16 protein-coding genes are annotated in these 21245 nt (G+C 73.1%); 7 read left to right on the top strand and 9 right to left on the bottom strand.

The genetic code is table 11. The features are described from left to right. Positions 1–140 precede the first annotated feature (140 nt). On the bottom strand, positions 141–2933 hold the full coding sequence (locus CTKZ_RS01195) for a cellulose binding domain-containing protein (protein WP_124341216.1): 2793 nt from the start codon (positions 2931–2933) through the stop codon (positions 141–143). Positions 2934–3199: 266 nt separating this feature from the next. Between CTKZ_RS01195 and CTKZ_RS01190 the strand changes: the two genes are divergently transcribed. Continuing rightward, positions 3200–3400 carry a hypothetical protein gene (locus CTKZ_RS01190; RefSeq protein WP_124341215.1) on the top strand — a complete coding sequence of 67 codons (201 nt, stop codon included), beginning with the start codon at positions 3200–3202 and terminating at the stop codon, positions 3398–3400. A gap of 117 nt (positions 3401–3517) precedes the next feature. Here the strand turns inward: CTKZ_RS01190 and CTKZ_RS01185 are convergent, their stop codons facing one another. The 4 genes from CTKZ_RS01185 to CTKZ_RS01170 all read right to left on the bottom strand — a co-directional run bounded on the left by CTKZ_RS01185 (position 3518) and on the right by CTKZ_RS01170 (position 7171). Further along, on the bottom strand, positions 3518–4696 hold the full coding sequence (locus tag CTKZ_RS01185) for an App1 family protein phosphatidate phosphatase (RefSeq protein WP_124341214.1): 1179 nt from the start codon (positions 4694–4696) through the stop codon (positions 3518–3520). Continuing rightward, positions 4693–5265, bottom strand: a complete 573-nt coding sequence (locus CTKZ_RS01180) for a Dps family protein (protein WP_124341213.1) — start codon at positions 5263–5265, stop codon at positions 4693–4695. Before CTKZ_RS01180 ends, CTKZ_RS01185 begins: the two co-directional genes overlap by 4 nt. A 101-nt stretch (positions 5266–5366) precedes the next feature. Next, positions 5367–6230 carry a non-homologous end-joining DNA ligase gene (gene ligD / locus CTKZ_RS01175; RefSeq protein WP_225916817.1) on the bottom strand — a complete coding sequence of 288 codons (864 nt, stop codon included), beginning with the start codon at positions 6228–6230 and terminating at the stop codon, positions 5367–5369. Positions 6231–6244: 14 nt separating this feature from the next. Further along, positions 6245–7171, bottom strand: a complete 927-nt coding sequence (locus tag CTKZ_RS01170) for an ATP-dependent DNA ligase (RefSeq protein WP_307720282.1) — start codon at positions 7169–7171, stop codon at positions 6245–6247. A 102-nt stretch (positions 7172–7273) separates the two neighbouring features. Between CTKZ_RS01170 and ku the strand changes: the two genes are divergently transcribed. The 4 genes from ku to CTKZ_RS01150 all read left to right on the top strand — a co-directional run bounded on the left by ku (position 7274) and on the right by CTKZ_RS01150 (position 10370). Next, positions 7274–8410 carry a non-homologous end joining protein Ku gene (ku, locus tag CTKZ_RS01165; RefSeq protein WP_124341210.1) on the top strand — a complete coding sequence of 379 codons (1137 nt, stop codon included), beginning with the start codon at positions 7274–7276 and terminating at the stop codon, positions 8408–8410. Next, on the top strand, positions 8407–9441 hold the full coding sequence (locus CTKZ_RS01160; protein WP_124341209.1) for a PHP domain-containing protein: 1035 nt from the start codon (positions 8407–8409) through the stop codon (positions 9439–9441). Before ku ends, CTKZ_RS01160 begins: the two co-directional genes overlap by 4 nt. A 144-nt stretch (positions 9442–9585) precedes the next feature. Then, positions 9586–9867, top strand: a complete 282-nt coding sequence (locus CTKZ_RS01155; RefSeq protein ID WP_124341208.1) for an HU family DNA-binding protein — start codon at positions 9586–9588, stop codon at positions 9865–9867. Positions 9868–9950: 83 nt separating this feature from the next. After that, on the top strand, positions 9951–10370 hold the full coding sequence (locus tag CTKZ_RS01150) for a Fur family transcriptional regulator (protein ID WP_269467829.1): 420 nt from the start codon (positions 9951–9953) through the stop codon (positions 10368–10370). Between the two features lie 16 nt (positions 10371–10386). On the opposite strand, the gene CTKZ_RS01145 is transcribed toward CTKZ_RS01150, so the two are convergent. Continuing rightward, complete coding sequence (locus CTKZ_RS01145) at positions 10387–10872, bottom strand: DUF6328 family protein (protein WP_124341207.1); 486 nt, start codon at positions 10870–10872, stop codon at positions 10387–10389. A gap of 101 nt (positions 10873–10973) precedes the next feature. On the opposite strand from CTKZ_RS01145, the gene CTKZ_RS01140 reads away from it, so the two are divergent. Beyond that, complete coding sequence (locus CTKZ_RS01140) at positions 10974–12032, top strand: threonine aldolase family protein (protein ID WP_124341206.1); 1059 nt, start codon at positions 10974–10976, stop codon at positions 12030–12032. 93 nt (positions 12033–12125) lie between these two features. On the opposite strand, the gene CTKZ_RS01135 is transcribed toward CTKZ_RS01140, so the two are convergent. The 3 genes from CTKZ_RS01135 to CTKZ_RS01125 form a co-directional block, all read right to left on the bottom strand. Further along, on the bottom strand, positions 12126–14354 hold the full coding sequence (locus CTKZ_RS01135) for a cellulase family glycosylhydrolase (protein WP_124341205.1): 2229 nt from the start codon (positions 14352–14354) through the stop codon (positions 12126–12128). A 151-nt stretch (positions 14355–14505) separates the two neighbouring features. After that, complete coding sequence (locus tag CTKZ_RS01130) at positions 14506–17109, bottom strand: glycoside hydrolase family 6 protein (protein ID WP_124341204.1); 2604 nt, start codon at positions 17107–17109, stop codon at positions 14506–14508. Positions 17110–17307: 198 nt separating this feature from the next. Beyond that, entirely contained in the window at positions 17308–18408 is a 1101-nt protein-coding gene (locus tag CTKZ_RS01125; protein ID WP_235843111.1) for a LacI family DNA-binding transcriptional regulator, read from the bottom strand. A gap of 73 nt (positions 18409–18481) precedes the next feature. Between CTKZ_RS01125 and CTKZ_RS01120 the strand changes: the two genes are divergently transcribed. After that, entirely contained in the window at positions 18482–21181 is a 2700-nt protein-coding gene (locus CTKZ_RS01120) for a substrate-binding domain-containing protein (protein ID WP_124341203.1), read from the top strand. Positions 21182–21245: the final 64 nt, after the last annotated feature.

The raw sequence follows: 21245 nt of genomic DNA, 5'->3' as shown, positions 1-21245 counted from the left end.
GGAACGTGTGACCTTCGTCTCTCTCGTCCCATGACTTCAGACAGGTCGTGGGACGACCGACGGGGACGGCGGGCCGCCGTGGTGCGCGGCCCGCCGCCCCCGTCAGGTGGTGCGGTGGACGTCGGTGCTGGTCGCGGGCCTCAGCCCGCCGTGCAGGCCGTCCCGTTGAGCGTGAACACCGTCGGCTTCGGGTTGCTGCCCGCGTGCGAGCCGTTGAACCCGATGTCGACGCTGCCCTTCGCGGCGATCGTGCCGTTCCACGGCGCATTCGTCACGACGACGGACTGGCCGGTCTGCGTGAAGCTGCCCGACCACCCGTTGGTCACCTGCTGCGACGACGGGAACGTGAACGCGAGGGTCCACCCGTTCATCGGCGCCGAGCCGTTGTTGGTGACCCGGACCGACGCCGTGAAGCCCGTGTTCCAGTCGTTCGTCGTGTACCGCACGGAGCAGCCGGTCGGCTGAACCGTGGGCGTGACCGTCGGCGTGGGCGTGACGGTGGGCGTCACCGTCGGCGTGACGGTCGGGGTCGGCGTGACCGTCGGCGTCGGCGTGACCGTGGGCGTCACCGTCGGCGTGACGGTCGGCGTCGGGGTCACCGTCGGCTCGGTGCCCGAGCTGTTCCCCACGACGATCCCGCGCCCGTTGGTCCCGACGTAGACGCGCCCGAACACGTCGGGGTCACCGGTGATCGCGGCGCCCGTCCAGGCGTACTGGTGCTCGTCGTCGTTGATCCGCACCCACGTCGCACCCGCGTCCGTCGAGCGGAAGAAGCCGCGCACGCCGTTCAGCTTCGACGTCGTGTAGATCGCGGGGTACGTCGCGCCCGGGGCCGCCTTGCCGAACCCGACCGCGCCGCCGTCCTCGAACCCGGCGAGCTTCGTGAACGTCACGCCCGCGTCGGTCGACCGCCACAGGCCGGTCTCACCTGCGAGCCAGACGTGGCCCTCGTGGCCGGGCACCGCGCCGAACCGGATGTTGCCGGTGGTCGGGAAGCCGGTCGCGGCCGAGGCGGTGAACGACGCGCCGCCGTCCGTCGACCGGTAGAACCGGCCGTCGCCGAACGCGTAGAACTTCTGCGCGTTCACGCGGTCGGCCTCGACGCGCGCACCCGCGGGGACACCCGTCGACGCGGTCCACGACGAGCCGAGCGTCGTCGAGCGGTGCACGCCGGTCCCGGCCGGGCTCCAGACGATCGTGCCGCCGTCGGCGGACATCGCGACGGTCCCGCCGCCGGTCACGCCCGCCGGCTGCTGGCCCGCCCACCACGACGAGCCGGACGAGGTCGAGACGCCGATGTGCGACTCGACGGTCCCGTCGACGGCCTGCCCGACGCGGACCATCGTCGCGGGCTTCGCCTCGGCGAAGTCCACGCCCGTCACGGAGCCGTGGTACGGCTGCGTGTACATCTGCGCCGGCACCTTCGTGATGTCGGTGTGCACGAACCCACCCACGTCACCGAGCCCGGAGATCAGCTCGACCGGTCCCGGCGGAGCGGCGAGGTCGAGCACGGCCGTCTCCTCGATGCCCTGCGCCTTGACGCCGATCTTGACCTTCCCGCCCGTGTCCCACGCGGTGAGGTTGCTGCCGCCGTAGACCGTCGCGCCGGTGCCGTAGAGGAACTTGTCGGAGTCGAACGGGTCGATCTCGAAGGACTCCGTCATCCAGCCGAGCTTGACGAGCGGCTCGCCCACGGGCGCGGACGTCTTGCCGAACGTGAGCCACGGCGCACCCGAGTAGTCGAGGTCGTAGCGCAGGTCGCGGTTCGGGTAGCCGGCCCAGTCCCAGATCCGGCTCCAGGTCGCGCCCCGGTCGGTGCTGCGGAACACGATGATGTCCGGCCACCAGGAGATCTGCGTGACGACCATGAGCGTGTCGGGGTCCTGCCGGTCGATCGTCAGGCCCGAGTAGCCGAAGTACTGGTCGCTGCTGGACGACGGGACGGGGGAGATGCTCGTCCACGTGCCGGTCGTGGTGTCCAGGCGCCAGACGTCGCCGTGCCCGCCGTCGTACGGGCCGCCCGTGTCGCTGGTCGCGAGGTAGAGCTGCTTGCCCTTCGCGTCGTAGACGCCCTTGTGCGCGATGTACCCGGTCGGCTGGCCGGGGATCCGCTGCCACGTCGCACCCGCGTCGGTCGACCGGTAGACGGTGTTCTCCTTGTCGGCGACGCCGACGTAGATCGTCTTCGTCGGCGAACCCTTGGTGCCGCTCGACGGGTCGAACGTCACCCACACGACGCCCTGGTTGCTCGTGAGGTAGTCGTTGGTCGACGTGGGGTCCTGCACGTAGGTGCCGGGGTTGGTGAACGAGCTGACCTTGGCCCACGTGACGCCCGAGTCGGTGCTGCGCCACAGCCCGTTGCCGCTCTCGGTGCCGAGGTAGAGGACCCGGTTGTCGTTGGGGTCGACCTGCAGGCGCTCGCCCATGCCGCGGCCGGGCATGTTGCCGCCGACCTTGAACGGCAGGGTGGTCTTCTGCCAGGTCTCCCCGCGGTCCGAGGACCGCAGGACCGCGCCGTTCTGCGGGTCCCACGAGTTCGTGTAGGTGCCGACGGCCGCGTAGACCCTGTTGGGGTTCACCGCGTCCGTCGCGAGGCTCAGGACGCCGGTGTGGCTCCACTCGTCCCAGCCGATGTGGTCGAGCAGCGGGACCCAGCGCTGAGTCGCCTGGTCGAGGCGGTACGCCCCGCCGATGTCGGTGCGGGCGTAGACGAGGCCCTTCTCCGACTGGTTGTAGACGATGCCGGGGACGAACCCGCCGCCGACGACCTCGACGTTGCCCCACGTGTACGACGGGGTGGCCGCGGTCGCGGGGGAGCCGAGGGCGACGGCCGTGCCGGCGCCGGTGACGAGTGCGGCTGCGAGGACGGCGCCGGCGAGGCGTCGTGGCGGGCGGCCGGGTCTGACGGGGGAGGTTCGAGCAGGGACGCGCATCCGCTGCACTCCTTCGTGAAGGCGGTGGTGTGCCCGCCGGGCGAGGGTTGCCCGGCCGGTCGACCCCGCAGCCGGACGGCCTCGGGAGGGCGCCGGACGACGGGTGGCCGCACGGTATCGAAGCGCTTCGAGAGCGGGTCAGGGGACGAAACCTTTCGCACGCCACCCGACCGGGAGGGCCCGGCCCGCGTCCAGCCCGCGACGCGGTGCGGGTCAGCCGGTGGTCCGCAGGTGCGACGGGGGAGGAGCAGCGGTAGAAACCTCCCATGAGCCGCGACCTGACCTCCGACCCCGCCGCCGAGCACCTCGCCGAGCCCCCGCTCCCGGAGGCCGAGCTGGCCGCCGCGGACGCACGCTCGGGCGGCGACCCGACGCGGGCCCCGCGGTCGCTGCACGCGGTCGAGATCGAGGCCGACGACGAGGCCATCGCGAGCAGCGAGGACTGGGACGACCCGCAGCGCCTCTGACGGGCTCCGACGCCCGGCCCGACCGCGTCCCCGACGCCGATGAGGCTCCCCGCCGAGGGCACGGCACGCAGGTGCCGCTCTCGGTGGGGAGCCTCACCTCGTGGGCGCCGGACCGGCTCAGCCGCCGGCGATGCCCTCCGGGCCGATCTCGCGACGGAGCTCGTACCCGTCGGCAGCCTGCAGGACCGGGATGCCGTCCGGCGCCGCCGCGGCGGCACGCTCGGCCGCCCGTGACTCCGGGGTGGGCGCCGGCAGGCCGTGCGCGAGCACGTGCTCGCTGAAGGTGAGCTGCCGCAGCAGGATCGCGCGCACGTGGTCCGGGTGGTGCGTCGCCGCACCCGCGTAGATCTCCGGGTCGCGCTGGCCGTCGTCACCGACGAGGACCCATCGCACGTCGGGCAGCTCGTGCACGAGGCGCCTCAGCTGCGCGACCTTGTGCGCACGGCCGCTGCGGAACCAGCCGGTGTTCGTCGGGCCCCAGTCGGTGAGCAGCAGAGGACCGGCCGGGTAGCCGTGCCGCTTGAGGAACCGGGAGATCGCCGGCGCCGCGTTCCAGGCACCCGTCGACAGGTAGACCACCGGCATGCCCGGGTGACGTCGGCGCAGCTCCGCGTACAGCTCGGCCATGCCGGGCACGGGCTCGCGCGCGTCCTCGTTGCGCACGAGCACGTTCCAGGCCGCGACCAGCGGACGCGGCAGGCGGGTCACCATGACCGTGTCGTCGATGTCGCTCACGAGGCCGACGCGGACGGCCGGGTCGATCACCAGCACCGGCGCCTGCGCGCTCGTGCCGTCCTCGGTCGTGAGCTCGACGTGGTGCCAGCCCGGCTCGAGGTCGGACTCGAGCCGGACGTCGAGGTAGCCCCCGCGGTCCGACACGACGGAGTGCTCGTGGCCGCCCACGCGCACGTGCAGCGCCACGCCCGCGACCTGAGCCGTCGCGAAGGAACGCCAGCCGCGCGTCGACGGCGGCTCGGCCGCGTCGATGTGCGCGTCGGCGCCGGCCCCCGGCAGCTCGTGGTCCGGGACCTCGGGCGGCGCCAGGAGCGTGCGCGCCATGACCCGGACCCAGCCCGGGGCGCCGTAGCCGGCGAACGGCTCGATCCGCACGGTCCAGCCCCGGTGGCGCATCTGGTGCGCGACGGCGCGGTCGAACGCGTCCTCGAGCCGGGCCGCGACGTGCAGGCGGCGCGTCGGGCTCGGCGGCTGCGATCCCGCGCCCACGGCACGGTGGCCCGGACGTGCCGCACGGAGCACCGCGCGGTCGTCCGCGGGGTGCTCCGTGCGGGTCGTCATGCCGATGCCTTGTCCTTCGCCCGGGCCTTGTCCGCCGACGCCCTCTCGCCCTCGGCCGACGCGGTGCTCAGCGCACCGCCCGCCGACTCCAGGTGGGCGCGCACGAACCAGTGGAACAGCTCGAGCTCGTGCAGGTGGCCGATGAGGAGGTCGTTCGTGACGTCGTCGAGCTCCTCGGTGTCCTTCGCCGCCTGGCGGTGGTCCGTGATGACGCCGACGTAGACCTCGTCGAGCGCGCCGAGGTGCGCGATCGCGCTGTCCCGGCCGATCGAGTAGTCGTCCCAGCTGCGCGCCTTGACGAGCGCACCCGGCGTGCCGACCGGGGCGACGCCGAGGGTCGCGATGCGCTCGGCGATCGCGTCGACCATGAGGCGGACGGCGTCGACCTGCGGGTCGATCATCTCGTGCACCGCGATGAAGTGCGGGCCCACCACGTTCCAGTGGATGTGCTTGAGCGTGAGGGCGAGGTCGTTGAGCGCGTTGAGCCGCTGCTGGAGGATCTCGGCGACCTTCGCGCCGTCCTCGGGCGTGAGCGACGGGACCGTGTACTTGGGCAGCGAACGTGCCATGAGGGGACTCCTCCTTCAGCTCGTGACCACCGGGCGAGGTCTTGCCCGGGTGTCCGTCCACGCTGCCGCAGGACCGGCCCCCTCGCCAGCGGAACGGCCGGTCACCCGAACGGGTCGCCGTCGCGGTCGAGCCGTTCCGCCACCTCGTCGGGACCGAGCTGCGCGAGCCCGGGACCGATCTCGTCCCACCAGCGGGGGGCCGCGACGCGCGGCTCGTCACGGCCGCGCAGCGAGTACGGCGTGATCGTCGTCTTGGCCGGGTGGTTCTGTGACCAGTCGATGAGCACCTTGCCCCCGCGGACGTCCTTGCGCATGACCGCGACGACGAGCGACGGGTGCTGCTTCGCGACCGCGAACGCGAGGTCGCGCGCGTACTGCCGGACCTCCGGCGCGGTCCTCCGGCCGGGCAGGCGTGCGTAGAGCTGCATCCCCTTGCTCCCCGACGTCACCGGGACCGTCTCGTCCAGGCCGTCCTCGCGCAGCCGGTCCGCCACGAGGTGCGCGACCTGGGCGCACTCGTCGAGGCCCGCGGGCGCACCCGGGTCGAGGTCGATCACGAGCCGGTCGGGGTTCCGCACCCCGCCGCGCGGCCCGACCGTCCACTGCGGAGTGTGCAGCTCGAGCGCGCCCTGGTTGGCGCACCACACGAGCCCGGCCAGGTCGTCGACGAACGGCAGGTCGAGCATCGTGCCCTCGCCGTCGTCGTTGTTCGGCGCCGCGGGCAGCGTCTGCCGGCGCAGCCAGTCCGGTGCGCCGCGCGGCACGTTCTTCTCGAAGAACTTCTCGCCCGCGACGCCGTCGGGCCAACGGATCCGGGTGACGGGCCGCTCGTGCAGCTGCGGCAGCAGCGCCGGTGCGACCCGCACGAGGTAGTTCATGACCTCGGCCTTCGTCGTCCCCGTGCCGGGGTACATGACCTTCTCGAGGTGGGTCACGCGGACCTGCCGCCCGTCCACCTCGACCATCTGCCGATCCGGCGTCACTGCTGCTCCCAGGGGTCGGGGTCGGTGTCCGTCCGCACGCCCCGGACGACGGGCTGGCGCAGCCGGCCCGTCGGGGTGCGGTTGAGGTAGCGCGTGTCGACGACCACCACGGGCGCGCACCAGCGTGTGCCGCGCGCGTCGAGCGGTGGGACGTCGTCGTCGAAGGGGCACGTGTCGCGCGGCTGCGCGGTCACCGCGGCGTGCAGCGCCGTCGCGAGCGCGCCCGTGAGCCCGCTGCCTGCGCGACCCAGGTAGCGCAGCCGCCCGTCGGCGTCGTGCGCCCCCAGCAGGACCGCGCCCAGCCGCCCGCTGCCCGACGTCTCCTCGCGCCACCCGACGACGAGCGCCGTGCGGTGGTGCTGGTGCGCCGACTTCACCCAGTCGGCCGAGCGCACGCCCGGCCGGTAGACCGACGACCGCCGCTTCGCGACGACGCCCTCGAGGCCGTGCTCCGCGGTCACGGCCCACAGCTCGTCGCCGTCCGGGTACACGGGGGAGAGCTGGACGCGATCAGGAAGCGGCAGCCCGTCGAGCAGCGCGCGTCGCTCGTCGTACGCGCGCGACGTGACGTCGGTGCCCGCGACGCGCAGCACGTCGAACACGAGGTACGTGACCGGCCGGGACCGGGCGAAGGCCGCTGTGCGGCGCGGGTCCCGCACGTGCATGCGCTCGGCGAGCGCCGCGAACGACGGTCGCCCGCCGTCGAGCAGCACGACCTCGCCGTCGAGCACCGTGCCCGGCAGGTCGACGAGCCCGCTGAGCTCGGGGTACGCCGGGGTGACGTCCCGACCGCCACGGCTCCACAGCCGCAGCACGCCCGTGGTGGTGTCCGCGAGCGCCCGCACGCCGTCCCACTTGACCTCGTAGGCCCACTGCGGCCCGCGCGGAAGTGCGCCCGTCCGGGCTGCTGGGGTGGCGAGCATGGGCTCCACGGGTCCATCCTGCCCAGGTGGTCCGCGTCCGTCGCGGGCTCGCCGGGGCGTGCCCGGCAGGCGGTGCCGCCGAACCGACGGAGGTGGTCGACGATGCGAGCGATCTGGAAGGGCGCGGTCGCCTTCGGGCTGGTCAACGTGCCCGTGCGGCTGTACGCGGCCACGGGGGAGCACGAGGTGACCCTGCACCAGGTGCACAAGGCCGACGGTGGCCGGATCCGGTACCGGAAGGTGTGCAGCATCGACGGCGAGGAGGTCGAGTACCGGGAGATCGCGAAGGGCTTCGAGACCGACGACGGCGAGCTCGTGGTGCTGACGGACGAGGACTTCTCGCGGCTGCCGCTGTCGACGGAGCGCGAGATCGAGGTCATGGAGTTCGTGCCGGCGGAGCAGGTGGACCCGATCCTGCTGGGCAAGACGTACTACCTGGAGCCGGAGAAGACGGCGGCGAAGCCGTACGCGCTGCTGCGCGGTGCGCTCGAGCAGGCGGACCGGATGGCGGTCGTGAAGGTCGCGATCCGGCAGCGCGAGTCGATGGCGGTCCTGCGGGTGCGGGACAAGGTGATCTGCATGCAGATCCTGCTGTGGCCGGACGAGGTGCGGGCGGCGGACTTCCCGATCCTCGACGGGGACGTGTCGGTCAAGCCGCAGGAGCTCGCGATGGCGTCGTCGCTGGTGGACTCCCTGGCGGCCGACTTCGACCCGACGCAGTACGAGGACCGGTACTCGGCGGCGCTCGAGACCTTGATCGAGACCAAGATCCAGACGGGCGACACGCGTGCGGTGCCGGCACCCGCGGGCGAGGAGGGCGAGTCGGGCGGTGGCGAGGTCGTCGACCTGCTCGCGGCGCTCCAGCGCAGCGTCGAGAAGGCGCGGGGCTCGCGGGGCGGTGCCGACGAGCCGGCGGCGGAGGAGAAGCCGCGGGCGCGGACGGGGACGGACGACGTCGACGAGGGTGACGAGGACGCGTCGGACGGCGGTGCGAAGCGGTCGACCGGCGCGCGGTCGTCGAGGTCCTCGGGCACGAAGGCGTCGACGTCGAAGGCGTCGAGCGGGACCAGGTCGAGCGGGACGACGTCGTCGAGCAGCGCGAAGTCCTCCGGGAGCGCGAAGTCCTCCGGGAGCGCGAAGGCGGCTGACGGCGCGAAGGCGAAGCCCGCTGCCAAGGCCACGTCGAAGGCCGAGGGCGACGAGCCGACGCCGCGCCGCACGCGCCGCAAGGCGTCGTGACGGCTGCGGCGCTGCGGGACGACGCGGTCGCGGCGCTGCGCCGGATCGCGTTCCTGCTGGAGCGCGCGCAGGCGAGCGGGTACCGGAGCGAGGCGTTCCGCGCGGCGGCGTCGTCGGTCGAGCGGACGGCGCCGGACCGGGTCGTGGCGCTCGCGAAGGCGGGCGCGCTGACCGACCTGCCGTCGGTGGGGGCGCGCACGGCCGAGGTCGTGTCGCTGGTCGTGCGCGGGAAGCCGGTCGAGTACCTGGAGCGGCTGGAGGCGGAGGCGGCGGCCGGGGAGGCGCCGGAGCCTGCGGTCGCGGCGCTGCGGGAGCGGCTGCGCGGCGACCTGCACGCGCACAGCGAGGCGAGCGACGGCGCGACGCCGATCCAGGAGATGGTGCTGGCGGCGCTCGACCTCGGGCACGAGTACCTCGCGATCACCGACCACTCGCCGCGGCTGACGGTCGCGAACGGCCTGTCGGCACCCCGCCTGCGCGCGCAGCTGGAGCAGGTCGCGGCGCTCAACCGCGCGGTGGCGCCGTTCACAGTCCTCACGGGCATCGAGTGCGACATCCTCGACGACGGCGCGCTGGACCAGGACCCGGACCTGCTCGACGAGCTCGACGTGGTGGTCGCGTCGGTGCACTCGAAGCTGCGGATGGACTCGCGGTCGATGACGGAGCGCATGGTCGCGGCGGTGCGCAACCCCCGCACGGACGTCCTCGGGCACTGCACCGGCCGGCGTCTGACGGGCCGGCAGCGCCCGCAGAGCGAGTTCGACGCGCGCCGGGTCTTCGAGGAGTGCGCCGAGCACGGCGTCGCGGTGGAGATCAACTGCCGCCCCGACCGCCTGGACCCGCCGCACGACCTGCTGGCGGTCGCGGTCGAGGTCGGCTGCCTGTTCAGCATCGACACCGACGCGCACGCGCCGGGTCAGCTGGACTGGTTGACGGCGGGGTGCGAGCGGGCCGCGCAGCACGCGATCGACCCGGAGCGGGTCATCACGACGTGGCCCGTCGAGCGGCTGCGTGAGCGATCGCACCGCTGACACGCCCGGTCGGACGTGCGGAAGCGCACGGGTGGACGCGTTAGGGTCTGCGCAGCCCCCGGTCACGCGGTGTCGCCGCGCGCCCGACGGGTCCAGGCCCGTCCAGGGTCCGCAGGAACCGAGTCAACAAGGAGCACACATCTCGTGAGCGTCAACCGCACCGAGCTCGTCCAGGCCGTGGCCGCGAAGGCGGGCACCGCCAACGCCGAGGCCGACAAGGTCCTCAAGGCCTTCCAGGAGGTCCTCGTGGAGCAGCTCGCCGCAGGGGAGTCCGTGACGATCCCCGGCTTCCTCGCCGTCGCGCGCGCCGAGCGCTCGGCCCGCACGGGCATCAACCCGCAGACGGGCGAGAAGCTCGAGATCCCCGCGGGCTACCGCGTGAAGCTCACGGCGGGCAGCGCCCTCAAGCGCGCCGTCCAGGGCTGACACCCGACTCAGGGCCGGGTCCGACCGTCGAGGTCGGGCCCGGCCCTGTCTCGTGCGCGTCCACTATGATGCGAACGAGTCTCATGAAGGAGCGGCACGTGATGGCGGTGGTACGGCAGACGCGGCAGCGTGCCGAGATCCTCGACCTGCTCGCGGGTCTGGACGAGTTCCGCAGCGCCCAGCAGCTGCACGAGCTGCTGCGCTCACGCGGCTCGTCGGTGGGCCTGGCGACCGTGTACCGCGCGGTGCAGAGCCTGACCGAGACGGGCGAGGTCGACGTCCTGCGCACCGAGGACGGCGAGTCCGTCTACCGCCGGTGCGCGCAGCGCACGCACCACCACCACCTCGTCTGCCGGTCGTGCGGGCGGACCGTCGAGATCGACGCGGCGCAGGCCGAGGCGTGGGCCGCGCAGGTCGCGACCGCGCACGGGTTCGCCGACGTCGACCACACGATCGAGCTCGTCGGGACGTGCGCCTCGTGCCGGGCGGCCGCCGCGTCCTGACCGCGCCAGCGCCCGCTCAGCCCGCCGCGCGACGCATGAGGCGCGGCACGAGCCACCACGCGGACGTGAGCACCACGAGCGAGACGCCCCCCACGAGCAACCCCGCCTGACGCCCGACCACGACGTCGAACAGCAGCATCGTCGAGCCCGCGAGCACGAGGGCCAGGACCACGAGCCCGAGCCGCGCGAAGATGTTGGCGGCCGCGACGAGCTCGGGCTTGAGCCGCTTGCGGAACAGCACCCGGTGCAGGCTCACCGGCGCCACGAGGAGCGCCGTCGCCAGGACCGCGAGCACGACCAGCACGAGGTAGAGGTCCTTCTGGTACGCGTCGAGGTCCGCGAACCGCTGCTGGAACGGGATGGTGAACAGGAAACCCGTGAGGATCTGCGTGCCGGTCTGCGTGACGCGCAGCTCCTGCAGGAGCTCGTTCCAGTTCCGGTCCATCCGCTCCGTGAACGTCTCGTTGCGGTCCTCGTCGTGCAGCTGGTCCTGCGCGGGCACGGTGCCTCCTTCGGTCGTGTCGCAGGGGATCATGCCGCAGGCGCCCTCGTGCCGCCCGACAGGTGTCCCGGGCACCCGTCGGGCCGGGGGAGACTGGGGGAGTGACACGACTCCACGACGCCGACCGCCGTGACTTCGCCTCCGACAACTACGCGGGAGCGCACCCCGAGGTGCTCAGCGCGCTGGTCGACGCGAACGGCGGCCACCAGACCGCGTACGGCGCGGACGCCTACACCGCGCGGCTCCAGGAGGTCGTCGGGGCGCACTTCGGTGCCGGCGCGACGGCGTACCCGGTGTTCAACGGGACGGGCGCCAACGTGCTGTCGCTCCAGGCGCTGCTGCCCCGCTGGGGCGCCGTCGTGTGCGCCGAGACCGCGCACATCCAGACCGACGAGAACGGCGCGCCGGAGCGTGTCGGCGGGCTCAAGCTGCTCACGGTCCCCACACCGGACGGCAAGCTCACGCCCGAGCTGGTCGCCCGCCAGGCGTGGGGCTTCGGGGACGAGCACCGCGCGCAGCCCGGCGTCGTGTCGATCACGCAGAGCACCGAGCTCGGCACGCTCTACACGCCCGACGAGGTCCGCGCGCTGGCCGACCAGGCGCACGACCTGGGCCTGCGGCTGCACGTCGACGGGGCGCGTATCGCCAACGCGGCCGCCGCCCTCGACCTGCCCCTGCGCGCGTTCACGACGGACGCCGGCGTCGACGTCGTGTCGCTGGGCGGCACCAAGAACGGGCTGCTGTTCGGCGAGGCGGTCGTCGTCCTCGACGAGGCCGCGGCCCCCGGGCTCGCATACCTGCGCAAGATGAACATGCAGCTCGCGTCGAAGATGCGGTTCGTGTCCGCGCAGCTCGTCGCCCTGTTCGAGGGCGACCTCTGGCTGCGGTCGGCGCAGCACGCCAACGCGATGGCCGCGCGCCTGCGCGCCGGGCTCGACGCGCTCGGGGACCGCGTCCACGTGACGCTCCCGACACAGGCCAACGGCGTCTTCGTGACGCTCCCGCGTGCGGTGTCCGCCGAGCTGCGGCGCACGTGGACGTTCTACGACTGGCACCCGGAGAGCGGGGAGGTGCGGCTCATGTGCGCGTTCGACACGACCGAGGCCGACGTCGACGCCTTCCTCGCCGAGCTGCGTCGGCTGCTCGACGCGCAGGGCTGACGCGACGGCGCCGGTGGCACGGGGCTGAGCCCGTCCCACCGGCGCCGAGGGCGGGTCCGCCGGCCTCCACGTCCGACGCACCCACCGGAGAGGTCAGCGGGTGCAGCTCGCCCCGTTGACCGTGAACGCGGTCGGCGCGGTGTTCGAGCCGGTGTGCGTCCCGCTGAACCCGATCTCGACGCTCGCCCCGGGCGCGAGGACCCGGTTCCAGTCCGCGTTGGTCGCCGTGACCTTCGCACCGGACTGCGCCCACGTCGCACTCCAGCCCTGCGTCAGGGTCTGGCCGCTGGGGAAGTCGAACGCCAGCGTCCAGCCGTTGAGCGCGGTCGTCCCGGTGTTCGTGACCTTGACCGCCGCCGTGAACCCGCTGGACCAGCCGTTGGCCGTGTACGCCACGGAGCACGACCCGGTCGCGACGTCCGGCGCGGTCGACGCCGTGAGCGCCGCCGACGCGGCGGACACGTTGCCCGCCGCGTCCTTCGCCCGGACGGTGAAGGAGTACGACGTGCCCGCGGTCAGGCCCGTCACCGTGTACGACGGCGTGGTCGTCGACCCGACGAGCGTCGTGCCCCGGTAGACGTCGTAGCCCGCGAGGCCCGAGCCACCGGTGTCCGTCGACGCGGTCCACGTCAGCGGGACCGACGTCTTGGTCGCCGTGCCCGCCGTGAGGCCCGTCGGCACGCTCGGCGCGGTGGTGTCGCCCGTGCCGGCCGCCGTGCGCACCGACACCGCGGTGGACGCCGCCGACACGTTGCCCGCGCCGTCCTTGGCCCGCACCGAGAACGAGTACGCGGTGTCGGCCGTCAGGCCGGTCACGGTGTAGGACGTCGAGGTCGTGGTCCCGACGAGCGTCGAGCCGCGGTACACCTCGTAGCCCGCGACGCCGGACCCGCCGGTGTCCGTCGAGGCCGTCCACGACAACGGCACCGACGACGCCGTCGGCGTGCCCGCCTTCAGGCCACCGGGGACGCTCGGCGCGGTCGTGTCCGACGTGCCGCCGCCCACCTGGGAGATCGAGATGCCGGTGGTCGAGCCCACGCCGCCGAGCGGCACCTCGTGGTCGAGGCCGACGAACTTGCCGCCGTGCTGGAACAGCGTCGGCTTGAGCATGGTCGAGTACTTGACCTCGTCCCACGTCTTCCAGTCGTCGAGCAGCAGGCCGCCCGTGTCACCCGAGTTCGGGTTGAGCACCCAGAACGTCTGGCTGAGCTTCCGCTCGGCGATGAGGTCGCGCAGCGCGGCCATCCACTTGTCCTGCCGCGGGTCCTGGCCGAGCCGGCCACCCCACTCGCCGATGAGCAGCGGCGCGATGTCCTCGTCGTGGATGAACAGCCAGTTCGGGCCCCACACGTCCGCGGTCAGCGACGCCTTGTCGAAGTCCTTCTGGAACCACTTCTGGTCGAACACGAGCGGCCCGTAGTCGTGCGGCGAGTACACGAGCTGGTCCTGGTTCGCCCCCAGGTCGATCGGGAAGTCACGCACGCCCCGCAGGTTCCCGCCCCACCACGTGCCGTAGTAGTCGGTGAGCCCGGTCGAGGTCCACGAGACGCCCTCCTTCGGGTAGATCTCGACACCCTCGACGAACACGAGCCAGTTCGGGTTGATCGCGAGGATCTTCTTCGACGCCGTCTCGGCGAAGTGCTTGAAGTTGTCCTTGTCGGTCGTGCCGTCCCACTTCGCACGCTCGGTCGAGCCCTGCGTGCCGTGCGGCTCGTTCTTGATGTCGGCGCCGACGATCGTGTCGTCGTTCTTCCAGCGCGCCGCCGCCCACTCCCACCCGGCGTAGACGTCCTCGGTGGTGATCGACCCCTTCCACCACATGTTGTAGACGTGCCCGGAGTTGTCGGCCTCGGCGGAGTGCACGTCGAGGAACACCTTGATGCCGTACCTCTGGCACAGCGTCAGGAAGTACTCGAAGATCTGCAGGCTGTTCTTGCCCTCGAGCTCGGGGTTGGCGTAGGTGTTCACGTTCGGCCTGAGGAACGTGCCCGCCTTCCACTCGAGCAGCAGCTGCGTCGAGATCGGCACGCGGACCGTGTTGATGCCGCGGTTCGCCATCTGCTGCGTGATCTCGGTGATGTTGCCGGACCACAGGCCGTGGAAGACGCGCTCGCTCGCGTTGAAGCCGAACCAGTTGACGCCGGAGAGCACGACCTCCTTCCCGGACGCGTCGACGATCGTGTTGCCCTGCACGTGGAGCCAGTCGTCGCCGGCGGCCGCCTGTGCAGGCGCGGCGACCAGGGCGAGCGGCGCGGTGAGGGCGGTCGCGGCCAGCAGGCCCGTGACCGCCGCGCGCACGCGGGTACGGAGGGGGGAGTGCACGTGGTTCTCCTCGGGTCGATCCGGTCCGGCCGGTGGGTCCCGGCCGGGCGAGCCCGGTGGTGCGGCCGGGTGGGCACGCGGAGCGGGGGTCCCCCGGGACTTTCCGGAGGACCCCCGCCCGTCATGCGGTCGGTGCGGCGAGCACGTCAGGTCACGCGACGGTGCAGGCCACGCCGTTGAGCGTGAAGGCCGTCGGTGCGTTGTTCGTGCCCGAGTGCGAGCCGTTGAAGCCGATCTCGACCGACGAGTTCGCGCCGAGCGTGGTGTTCCACGCCGCGTTCTTGGCCGTCACGGCCGAGCCCGACTGCGACCAGTCGGCGCTCCAGCCCTGCGTCACCTTCTGGCCGTTGGCGAACGAGAAGCCGAGCGACCAGCCGTTGAGCGCGCTGGTGCTGTTGTTCGTCACGCGGACCGAGGCGGTGAATCCGTTGTTCCACGAGCTGGCCGTGTACTTCACGGTGCATCCACCGGTCGGGTTGCTCGGCAGCGTCGAGGCCGACAGGGCCGACGACGACGTCGAGACGTTGCCCGCGGCGTCCTTCGCCTTGACCGTGAACGAGTACGTGGTGCCGGCGGTGAGACCGGTCGCCGTGTAGCTCGTCGTGGTGGTCGAGCCGAGGAGCGTCGAGCCGCTGTACACGTCGTAGCCCGTGACGCCGACGTTGTCGGTCGACGCGCTCCACGACAGCGGGATCGTCGTGCTGGTCGCGGTGCCCGCGGCGAGACCCGTCGGCGCCGTCGGCGCCTGCGTGTCGACCACGGTGTCCGTCTTGGTCGTCGCCGAGACGGCGGTGGAGGCGGCCGACGTGTTGCCCGCGGCGTCCTTGGCCCGCACCGAGAACGAGTACGTCGTGCCGGCGGTGAGACCGGTGACCGTGAAGCTCGTCGTCGTGGACGTGCCGACCACGGTCGAGCCGCGCAGGATCTCGTAGCCCGCGACGCCGACGTTGTCGGTCGAGGCGGTCCACGACAGCGGGACCGACGTGGTGGTCGTCGTGCCGGCGGTCAGACCCGCGGGCACCGAGGGCGCCTGCGTGTCGGTGACGGTGCCGGACTGCGTCGTGGCGGAGACGGCGGTCGAGGCGGACGAGACGTTGCCCGCCGCGTCCTTGGCACGGACCGTGAACGAGTACGCCGTGGCGGGCGTGAGGCCCGTGACCGTGTAGCTCGTCGTGGTCGAGGTGCCCACGAGCGTCGTGCCGCGGTACACGTCGTAGCCGGTGACGCCGACGTTGTCGGTCGACGCGGTCCACGACAGCGGCACCGAGGTCGACGTCGTCGTGCCGGCGGTGAGGCCCGTCGGGACCGTCGGCGCCTGCGTGTCGTTGCCCGGGTCCGTCTGGCCGATGACCGGGTACGCGTTCTTCACGAGCGTGACGAACTGCTCCTCGAACCACTGGCCGGCGAGCGGCGCGTTCGGGGTGGCACCGGTGAGCTGGTTGTTCAGCTTGGGCGAGACGAACGTCGGGTCGCACATGCGGTCGAACCGCTTGCCCTGGTCGTTCGGGATCTCCGACGACGCACCGTCGGACTCACCCGGGGGCTTGATCCAGACGAACGCGTCGAGGTGCGACGCGGCGTAGCCGGACGGGGTGGCCTCGGGGAACCGGCCGATGCCCGCACCGAGCGGGTTGCACCACGCGCCGCGGTGCGCACGACGGTCCACGCGGTTCGCGTCGACGTAGGTGTTCACGTCCGTGCTGGCCGTGATCGCCGTCGGACGGTTCGGGCCGCCCCAGCCGTTGCGCGACGTGTCGATCAGCATGCCGATCGTGGACGGGAAGCCCGCCGCGACCAGGAGCTTGTGCATGTGCGCGGTGTAGTCGACCTCGTCGAAGTCGAAGTTCCACTCGTAGAACTTCGACGACCGGATCGGGTTGTTGTTGATCGTGAGCGACGAGTCGGTGAGCAGCGGCTCCTCGAGCGGCGTCGTGTTGGCGACGTCGGAGACGAAGCCGTCGATCGACGCGAAGCCCGCGGTCGTCGTCTTGGCGACCTCGGCGAACAGCGTCGCGGACGGACCCGCGTTGCTGTCCCAGCCGAGCCAGCCGGAGTGGCCGATGTCGATGTAGTTGTAGACGTTCGGGATCGCGTGCAGCTTGTCGAGCGCGTACTTGACGCCCTGGCGGTAGTACGGCGCCGCCTGCTGGCAGGCCTGCTCCGAGATGTTCGTGACCAGGTTCGGCAGCGAGTCGGGCTCGATGGTCGCGGCGATCCGGATGTTCTCGTACTCCGGGTTGTCGAGGAGGTCCGCGATCGGGTCGATGTACTCGGTCTTGTACCGCGCGAGGCCCGCGTCGGTCGCGGGGAGCTCGCCGTTGGACGCGAGCGCGAAGCAGTCGCGGCCGGGCAGGTCGTAGATGACCAGGTTGAAGACGAGCGGCTTCCCCGCGGCCTTCTGCTGCGCGACGGCGTTGTCGAGGTGGAACTTCAGGCCGTTGCCGTCGGCGTTGCCGGTGATCGCGGAGATCCGGTCCATCCAGACGGCGGTGGGCTGCGTCGCGACCGTCCGCATCTTCGCGGCGAGGGTCGGGTCGGCGCTCTGCCGGCCCGCGGCGGCGGTGACCGAGGCGGACCACGTGGGGTTCACGTACTGCACCGCGCCCGAGTAGGGGTTGTCGACATGGGTCGGCGCCGCGCTCGCGCTCGTCGCCAGGGTCGTGAGAGGGACGGCGGCGAGTGCCGTCGCCGTGGCGACGGTCGCCGCGGCACGTAGCCGCCGCCTCACCGTCGCTCGCTTGCCGTGTGTGGACACGTGGTCCTCCGGGTGTCGATCGGCACACCCGAGCGGACCGTCCCGGTCGGGCGCGAGTCGCCCGGGGGGAGTCCACGGCGACTGGCGGCTACCTCAACACGCACCGCGATCGGGACGGCATGGGGCAAATCGTTTAAGCATCCCGCGTTACCCATTCGTTACCCGATCGACGCCCGCACGGGGTGGCGAAGCCGCTGGTCAGCGGCTCCGCGGACCCGTGCTGCCGCGCACCGCGAGCCCGCCGACCTGCAGCTCGCGCCGTACCCGGGTGTCGCCGTCGAGCACCGCGAGGACCGCCTCGCCGGTCGCGAGGCCCAGGTCGCGCTCCGCCGACGGCAGCGTCGTGACCGACGGCGTCGCGAGCCGGCACAGCGCCGAGTCGGAGCCCGCGACGACCGACAGGTCCCACGGCACCGCGAGACCCGTGCGTCGCGCCACGTCGAGCGCCGCGATGGCCATCTGGTCGGAGTCGAACACGATCGCGGTCGGCGGGCGCCCCGCCGTCAGCAGGCGTCGCGTCGCGACGGCCGCCTCCTCGGCGGTCCCCGCGGTCGCCTCGTGCTGGAGGTGCCCGCCCGCCGGGTCGAGCACCCGCGCGAGCGCGCCGACACGCGACCGCGTGCGGGCGAGCCCGTCGGGCGCGGTGACGGCGGCGACGTTCCGGTGGCCCAGCTCGAGGAGGTACCGGGCGACACGCGCGTAGGCGTCCCCCTCGTCGACGCGCACGCTCGCGAGGTCGTGGTCCTCGGGCGAGCCGCCGACGACGACCGCGGGCGCCCGCAGCCGGCGCAGCGCGTCGATGCGCGGGTCCTCGACGAGGACGTCGGTCACGACCATGACGTCGAACCGCCGCTCGGCCCACCACTCGCCGTACAGCGCCACGGCGGCCTCGGGACCGTCGACGATCTGCAGCACGAGCGCGAGGTTCCGGGTCGCGAGCACCTCCTGGATGGCGGTGACGAACTCGAGCACGCCGGTCGCCTGCGCCGCCGGGCCCGCACCGGCGCGGTCGACGACGAGCCCGACCGCCCGTGGACCGGTGCGCATCGAGCGGGCCGCCGCGCTCGGCCGCCAGTTGAACTCGTCGGCGACGCGGAGCACACGCTCACGCGTGGCGGCCGAGACGCCGGGACGACCGTTCAGGGCGTACGAGACGACCGCGATCGAGACGCCTGCCGCGCGGGCGACGTCGGTGATCGTCGGACGCCTCGGCGCCGGGGTGGACGGTGGAAGCGGTCCCGGCCCGGAGGGGGTCGGAGTGCTTCCATCGGTGGACGAGTCATATGCAGGTGTGACCACGATCACCTAGTGTGTCGCCCGATGCGGCACAATTGCACCATCTCGACTCCGACGACGTAGGCGAGGAGCAACCATGGGGACTGTCCGGCGCGGTCCGGTGTCGCCGACGGCACGGCGCACCATCGGTGTGCTGTCGCCGGTCGTCGGGGGTTTCTACTTCGGTGCGCTCATCGCCGGCGTCGCCCGCGCGGCGCGCGCGGCGGGCCATCGGGTCGTCGCCGTCCAGACCTATCCCGCGGGCCTCGACCGCGAGCGGTACCCCGACGAGTCGATCCTCGACGCCCCCGTCGCGCTGGGCGCGGTCGACGGCCTGGTCGTCGTCGGCAAGGCGCTGCGCGCCGACCGGCTGGCGGCGGTGCAGCAGTGGGGCGTGCCGCTGGTGCTGGTGTCGGAGGAGCCGACGTCGCAGGACGACCCGGTCGTCGTGCCGGACAACACCGCGGGTGTGCGGGCGGCCGTGGACCACCTCGTCGGGCACGGGCACACGCGGATCGGGTTCGTCGGCTGCCTCACGCAGCGCGACATGCGCGAACGCTTCGCGGCCTACCGCGCGACCCTCGCGGACCACGGGATCGAGCCCGCCGAGGCGTGGTGGTACGACGCGACGGACAACCACGAGCAGGGTGGCGCGGACGCCGCGGCACGCATGCTGGCGCTGGGCCGGCAGACGACGGCCGTCGTGGCGGCGACTGACCGCAACGCGATCGGCTTCCAGCGCGCGCTCCGTGCGGCGGGCCTGGTGCTGCCGCGGGACCAGGCCGTCATCGGGTTCGACCACGCGGACTCGGGTGCACGCGTGACGCCGCGCCTGTCGACGGTCGACGCGCACTACGACCGCGTGGGCGAGACGGCGGTGTCGCTGCTGCTCGCGCGCATGCGGGGCGAGGAGATCGTGGGCGGCGAGTACCGGACGCCGTCGACGCTCGTGCTGCGCGAGTCGTGCGGCTGCACCGAGGTGGGGCCGGCTTCGGCCGCCGACCAGCCCACGGGCGTCGCGGGCGGTCACCAGGTGCTCCGGGCGCTCGCCGAGACAGCGTTCGTGGGACCGGTCGGTGCGGGTGCGGGCCGACGCGCGGGCAGCGCGCCGCGGGACACGTGGTGGCACGCCGTCGTCGAGCCGCTCGAGGCCGCGGCCGAGCGCGGTGCCGTGCCTGCGCCGGCGACGCTCGCGCGGCTCGCGGACCTCACGGCCGCGATGCAGCCGCACCCCGAGGCCCTCGAGCAGCTCGTGACGTGCCTGCGCGGGATCGAGAGCGCGACGCTCGCGGCGCTGCCACGGCCCGAGCACGAGACCGCCGTGCGGCGCGCGGTGACCGAGGTCCTGCTGGCGCTGACCAAGGGCTGCACGCGGGCGATGCTCGCGCGCAGCGGTCAGCTCGAGCGGACGATCGTCGACCAGTACGAGGTCGACATGGACCTGCTGCGCGGCGACGGCGCGAGCCCGCGGGCGCTCGGGTGGCTGCCGCGCGGCGTGCGCGGTCACGCGTGCCTCGGCCTGTGGCTCGGCGCCGATCGTGGCCCCGGGGACCGGGAGATGGAGATCGTCGGCGTGCACGACACGTCGGGCACGCTGTCGCGCCTCGTCGGGATGCGCACGACGGCGAGCCAGTTCCCGCCGGCGGCGCTCACGCGCGCGGGGACGGTCGGCAGCAACGAGCTGACGTTCGTGGTCCCGGTGACGTTCGGCGGCAGCGACTGGGGTCTGCTCGCGATCGACGGCACCGCGGAGACGCGGGCGACGAGCGCGCGCGACCGGTTCAACCACTGGGCGGCGCTGCTCGCGGTCGCGCTGGACCAGGAGCGCCTGCTCACGTCGCTGCGCGAGCAGCGCCGGGCGCTCGAGCAGGCCGCTGCGCGGGAACGCTCCCTCGCGGACACGGTGCGCGCGAGCGAGGAGCGGTACGCGCTCGCGTCGATGGCGGCGCACGACGGCACGTGGGACTGGGACGTCTCGGCGGGCACGGTGTACTACTCGCCGCGCTGGAAGCAGACGCTCGGCTACGACGACGAGGTCATCGGCGACTCGCCCGCGGAGTGGCTCGAGCGCGTGCACCCCGCCGACCGCGACGACCTGTCCGCGGCCATCGCGTCGCAGCTCGCGGGCGCCGGCACGCCGCTCGAGCTCGAGCACCGCGTGCGGACGTCGTCGGGCGACTACCGCTGGATGCTGTGCCGCGCGGTGACGGTGCTCGACGACGCGGGCTGCCCCGCCCGGCTGGTCGGGGCGCTCGTCGACGTGACCGAGCGCAAGGAGGCCGAGATCGCGCTCCAGCGGGACGCGCTGCACGACCCCGAGACGGGTCTGGTGAACCGGCTGCTGTTCCTCGACCGGCTCGCCTCCGCGCTGCTGCGGACGCGCCGCTCGCCGTCGTACGACTGCGCGGTCGTGCTCGTGCGCGTCGCGGACGACCACGCGATCCCGACCCAGGGGCGGCACGAGGAGGGCGACGTCCACCTCGACCTGCACCGCGAGCTCGTGCGCCGGCTGCGTCGGCCGCTGCGGGAGGGCGACACCCCGGCGCGCATCGCCGAGGACGACTTCGCGGTCCTGCTCGACGACGTCGGGCCCGGCGGCGTGCCAGGACGGGTGGGTCAGCTGCTCGACCAGCTGCGCCACGAGCTCGGCGCGCGCATCCGCGTCGGTGCGCTCGGCAGCATCCGCGGGTTCCGCGACGTCTCCGAGGTGCTCCGCGAGGTCGACATCGCCCTCCTGCGCGGCGGGTCGACGACGACCTGGCGGCAGGAGTCGCGCCCGGGCTCCGTCCTGCGCTGAGCGCGACGCCGGCGACGAGACGACGTCGAGCGACGCCCGGCGACGAGACGACGACGCCCCCCGG

The organism is Cellulomonas algicola (assembly GCF_003851725.1).
Lineage (GTDB): Bacteria > Actinomycetota > Actinomycetes > Actinomycetales > Cellulomonadaceae > Cellulomonas > Cellulomonas algicola.
The sequence above is the reverse complement of the archived record's forward strand: the minus strand, read 5'-3'. Positions and strand labels throughout refer to the sequence as shown.

Coding starts and splice junctions, on each gene's coding strand:
- CTKZ_RS01195 (WP_124341216.1), bottom strand. CDS start 2,933: ATGCGCGTCCCTGCTCGAACCTCCCCCGTCAGACCCGGCCGCCCGCCA.
- CTKZ_RS01190 (WP_124341215.1), top strand. CDS start 3,200: ATGAGCCGCGACCTGACCTCCGACCCCGCCGCCGAGCACCTCGCCGAG.
- CTKZ_RS01185 (WP_124341214.1), bottom strand. CDS start 4,696: ATGACGACCCGCACGGAGCACCCCGCGGACGACCGCGCGGTGCTCCGT.
- CTKZ_RS01180 (WP_124341213.1), bottom strand. CDS start 5,265: ATGGCACGTTCGCTGCCCAAGTACACGGTCCCGTCGCTCACGCCCGAG.
- ligD (WP_225916817.1), bottom strand. CDS start 6,230: ATGGTCGAGGTGGACGGGCGGCAGGTCCGCGTGACCCACCTCGAGAAG.
- CTKZ_RS01170 (WP_307720282.1), bottom strand. CDS start 7,171: ATGCTCGCCACCCCAGCAGCCCGGACGGGCGCACTTCCGCGCGGGCCG.
- ku (WP_124341210.1), top strand. CDS start 7,274: ATGCGAGCGATCTGGAAGGGCGCGGTCGCCTTCGGGCTGGTCAACGTG.
- CTKZ_RS01150 (WP_269467829.1), top strand. CDS start 9,951: ATGAAGGAGCGGCACGTGATGGCGGTGGTACGGCAGACGCGGCAGCGT.
- CTKZ_RS01120 (WP_124341203.1), top strand. CDS start 18,482: ATGGGGACTGTCCGGCGCGGTCCGGTGTCGCCGACGGCACGGCGCACC.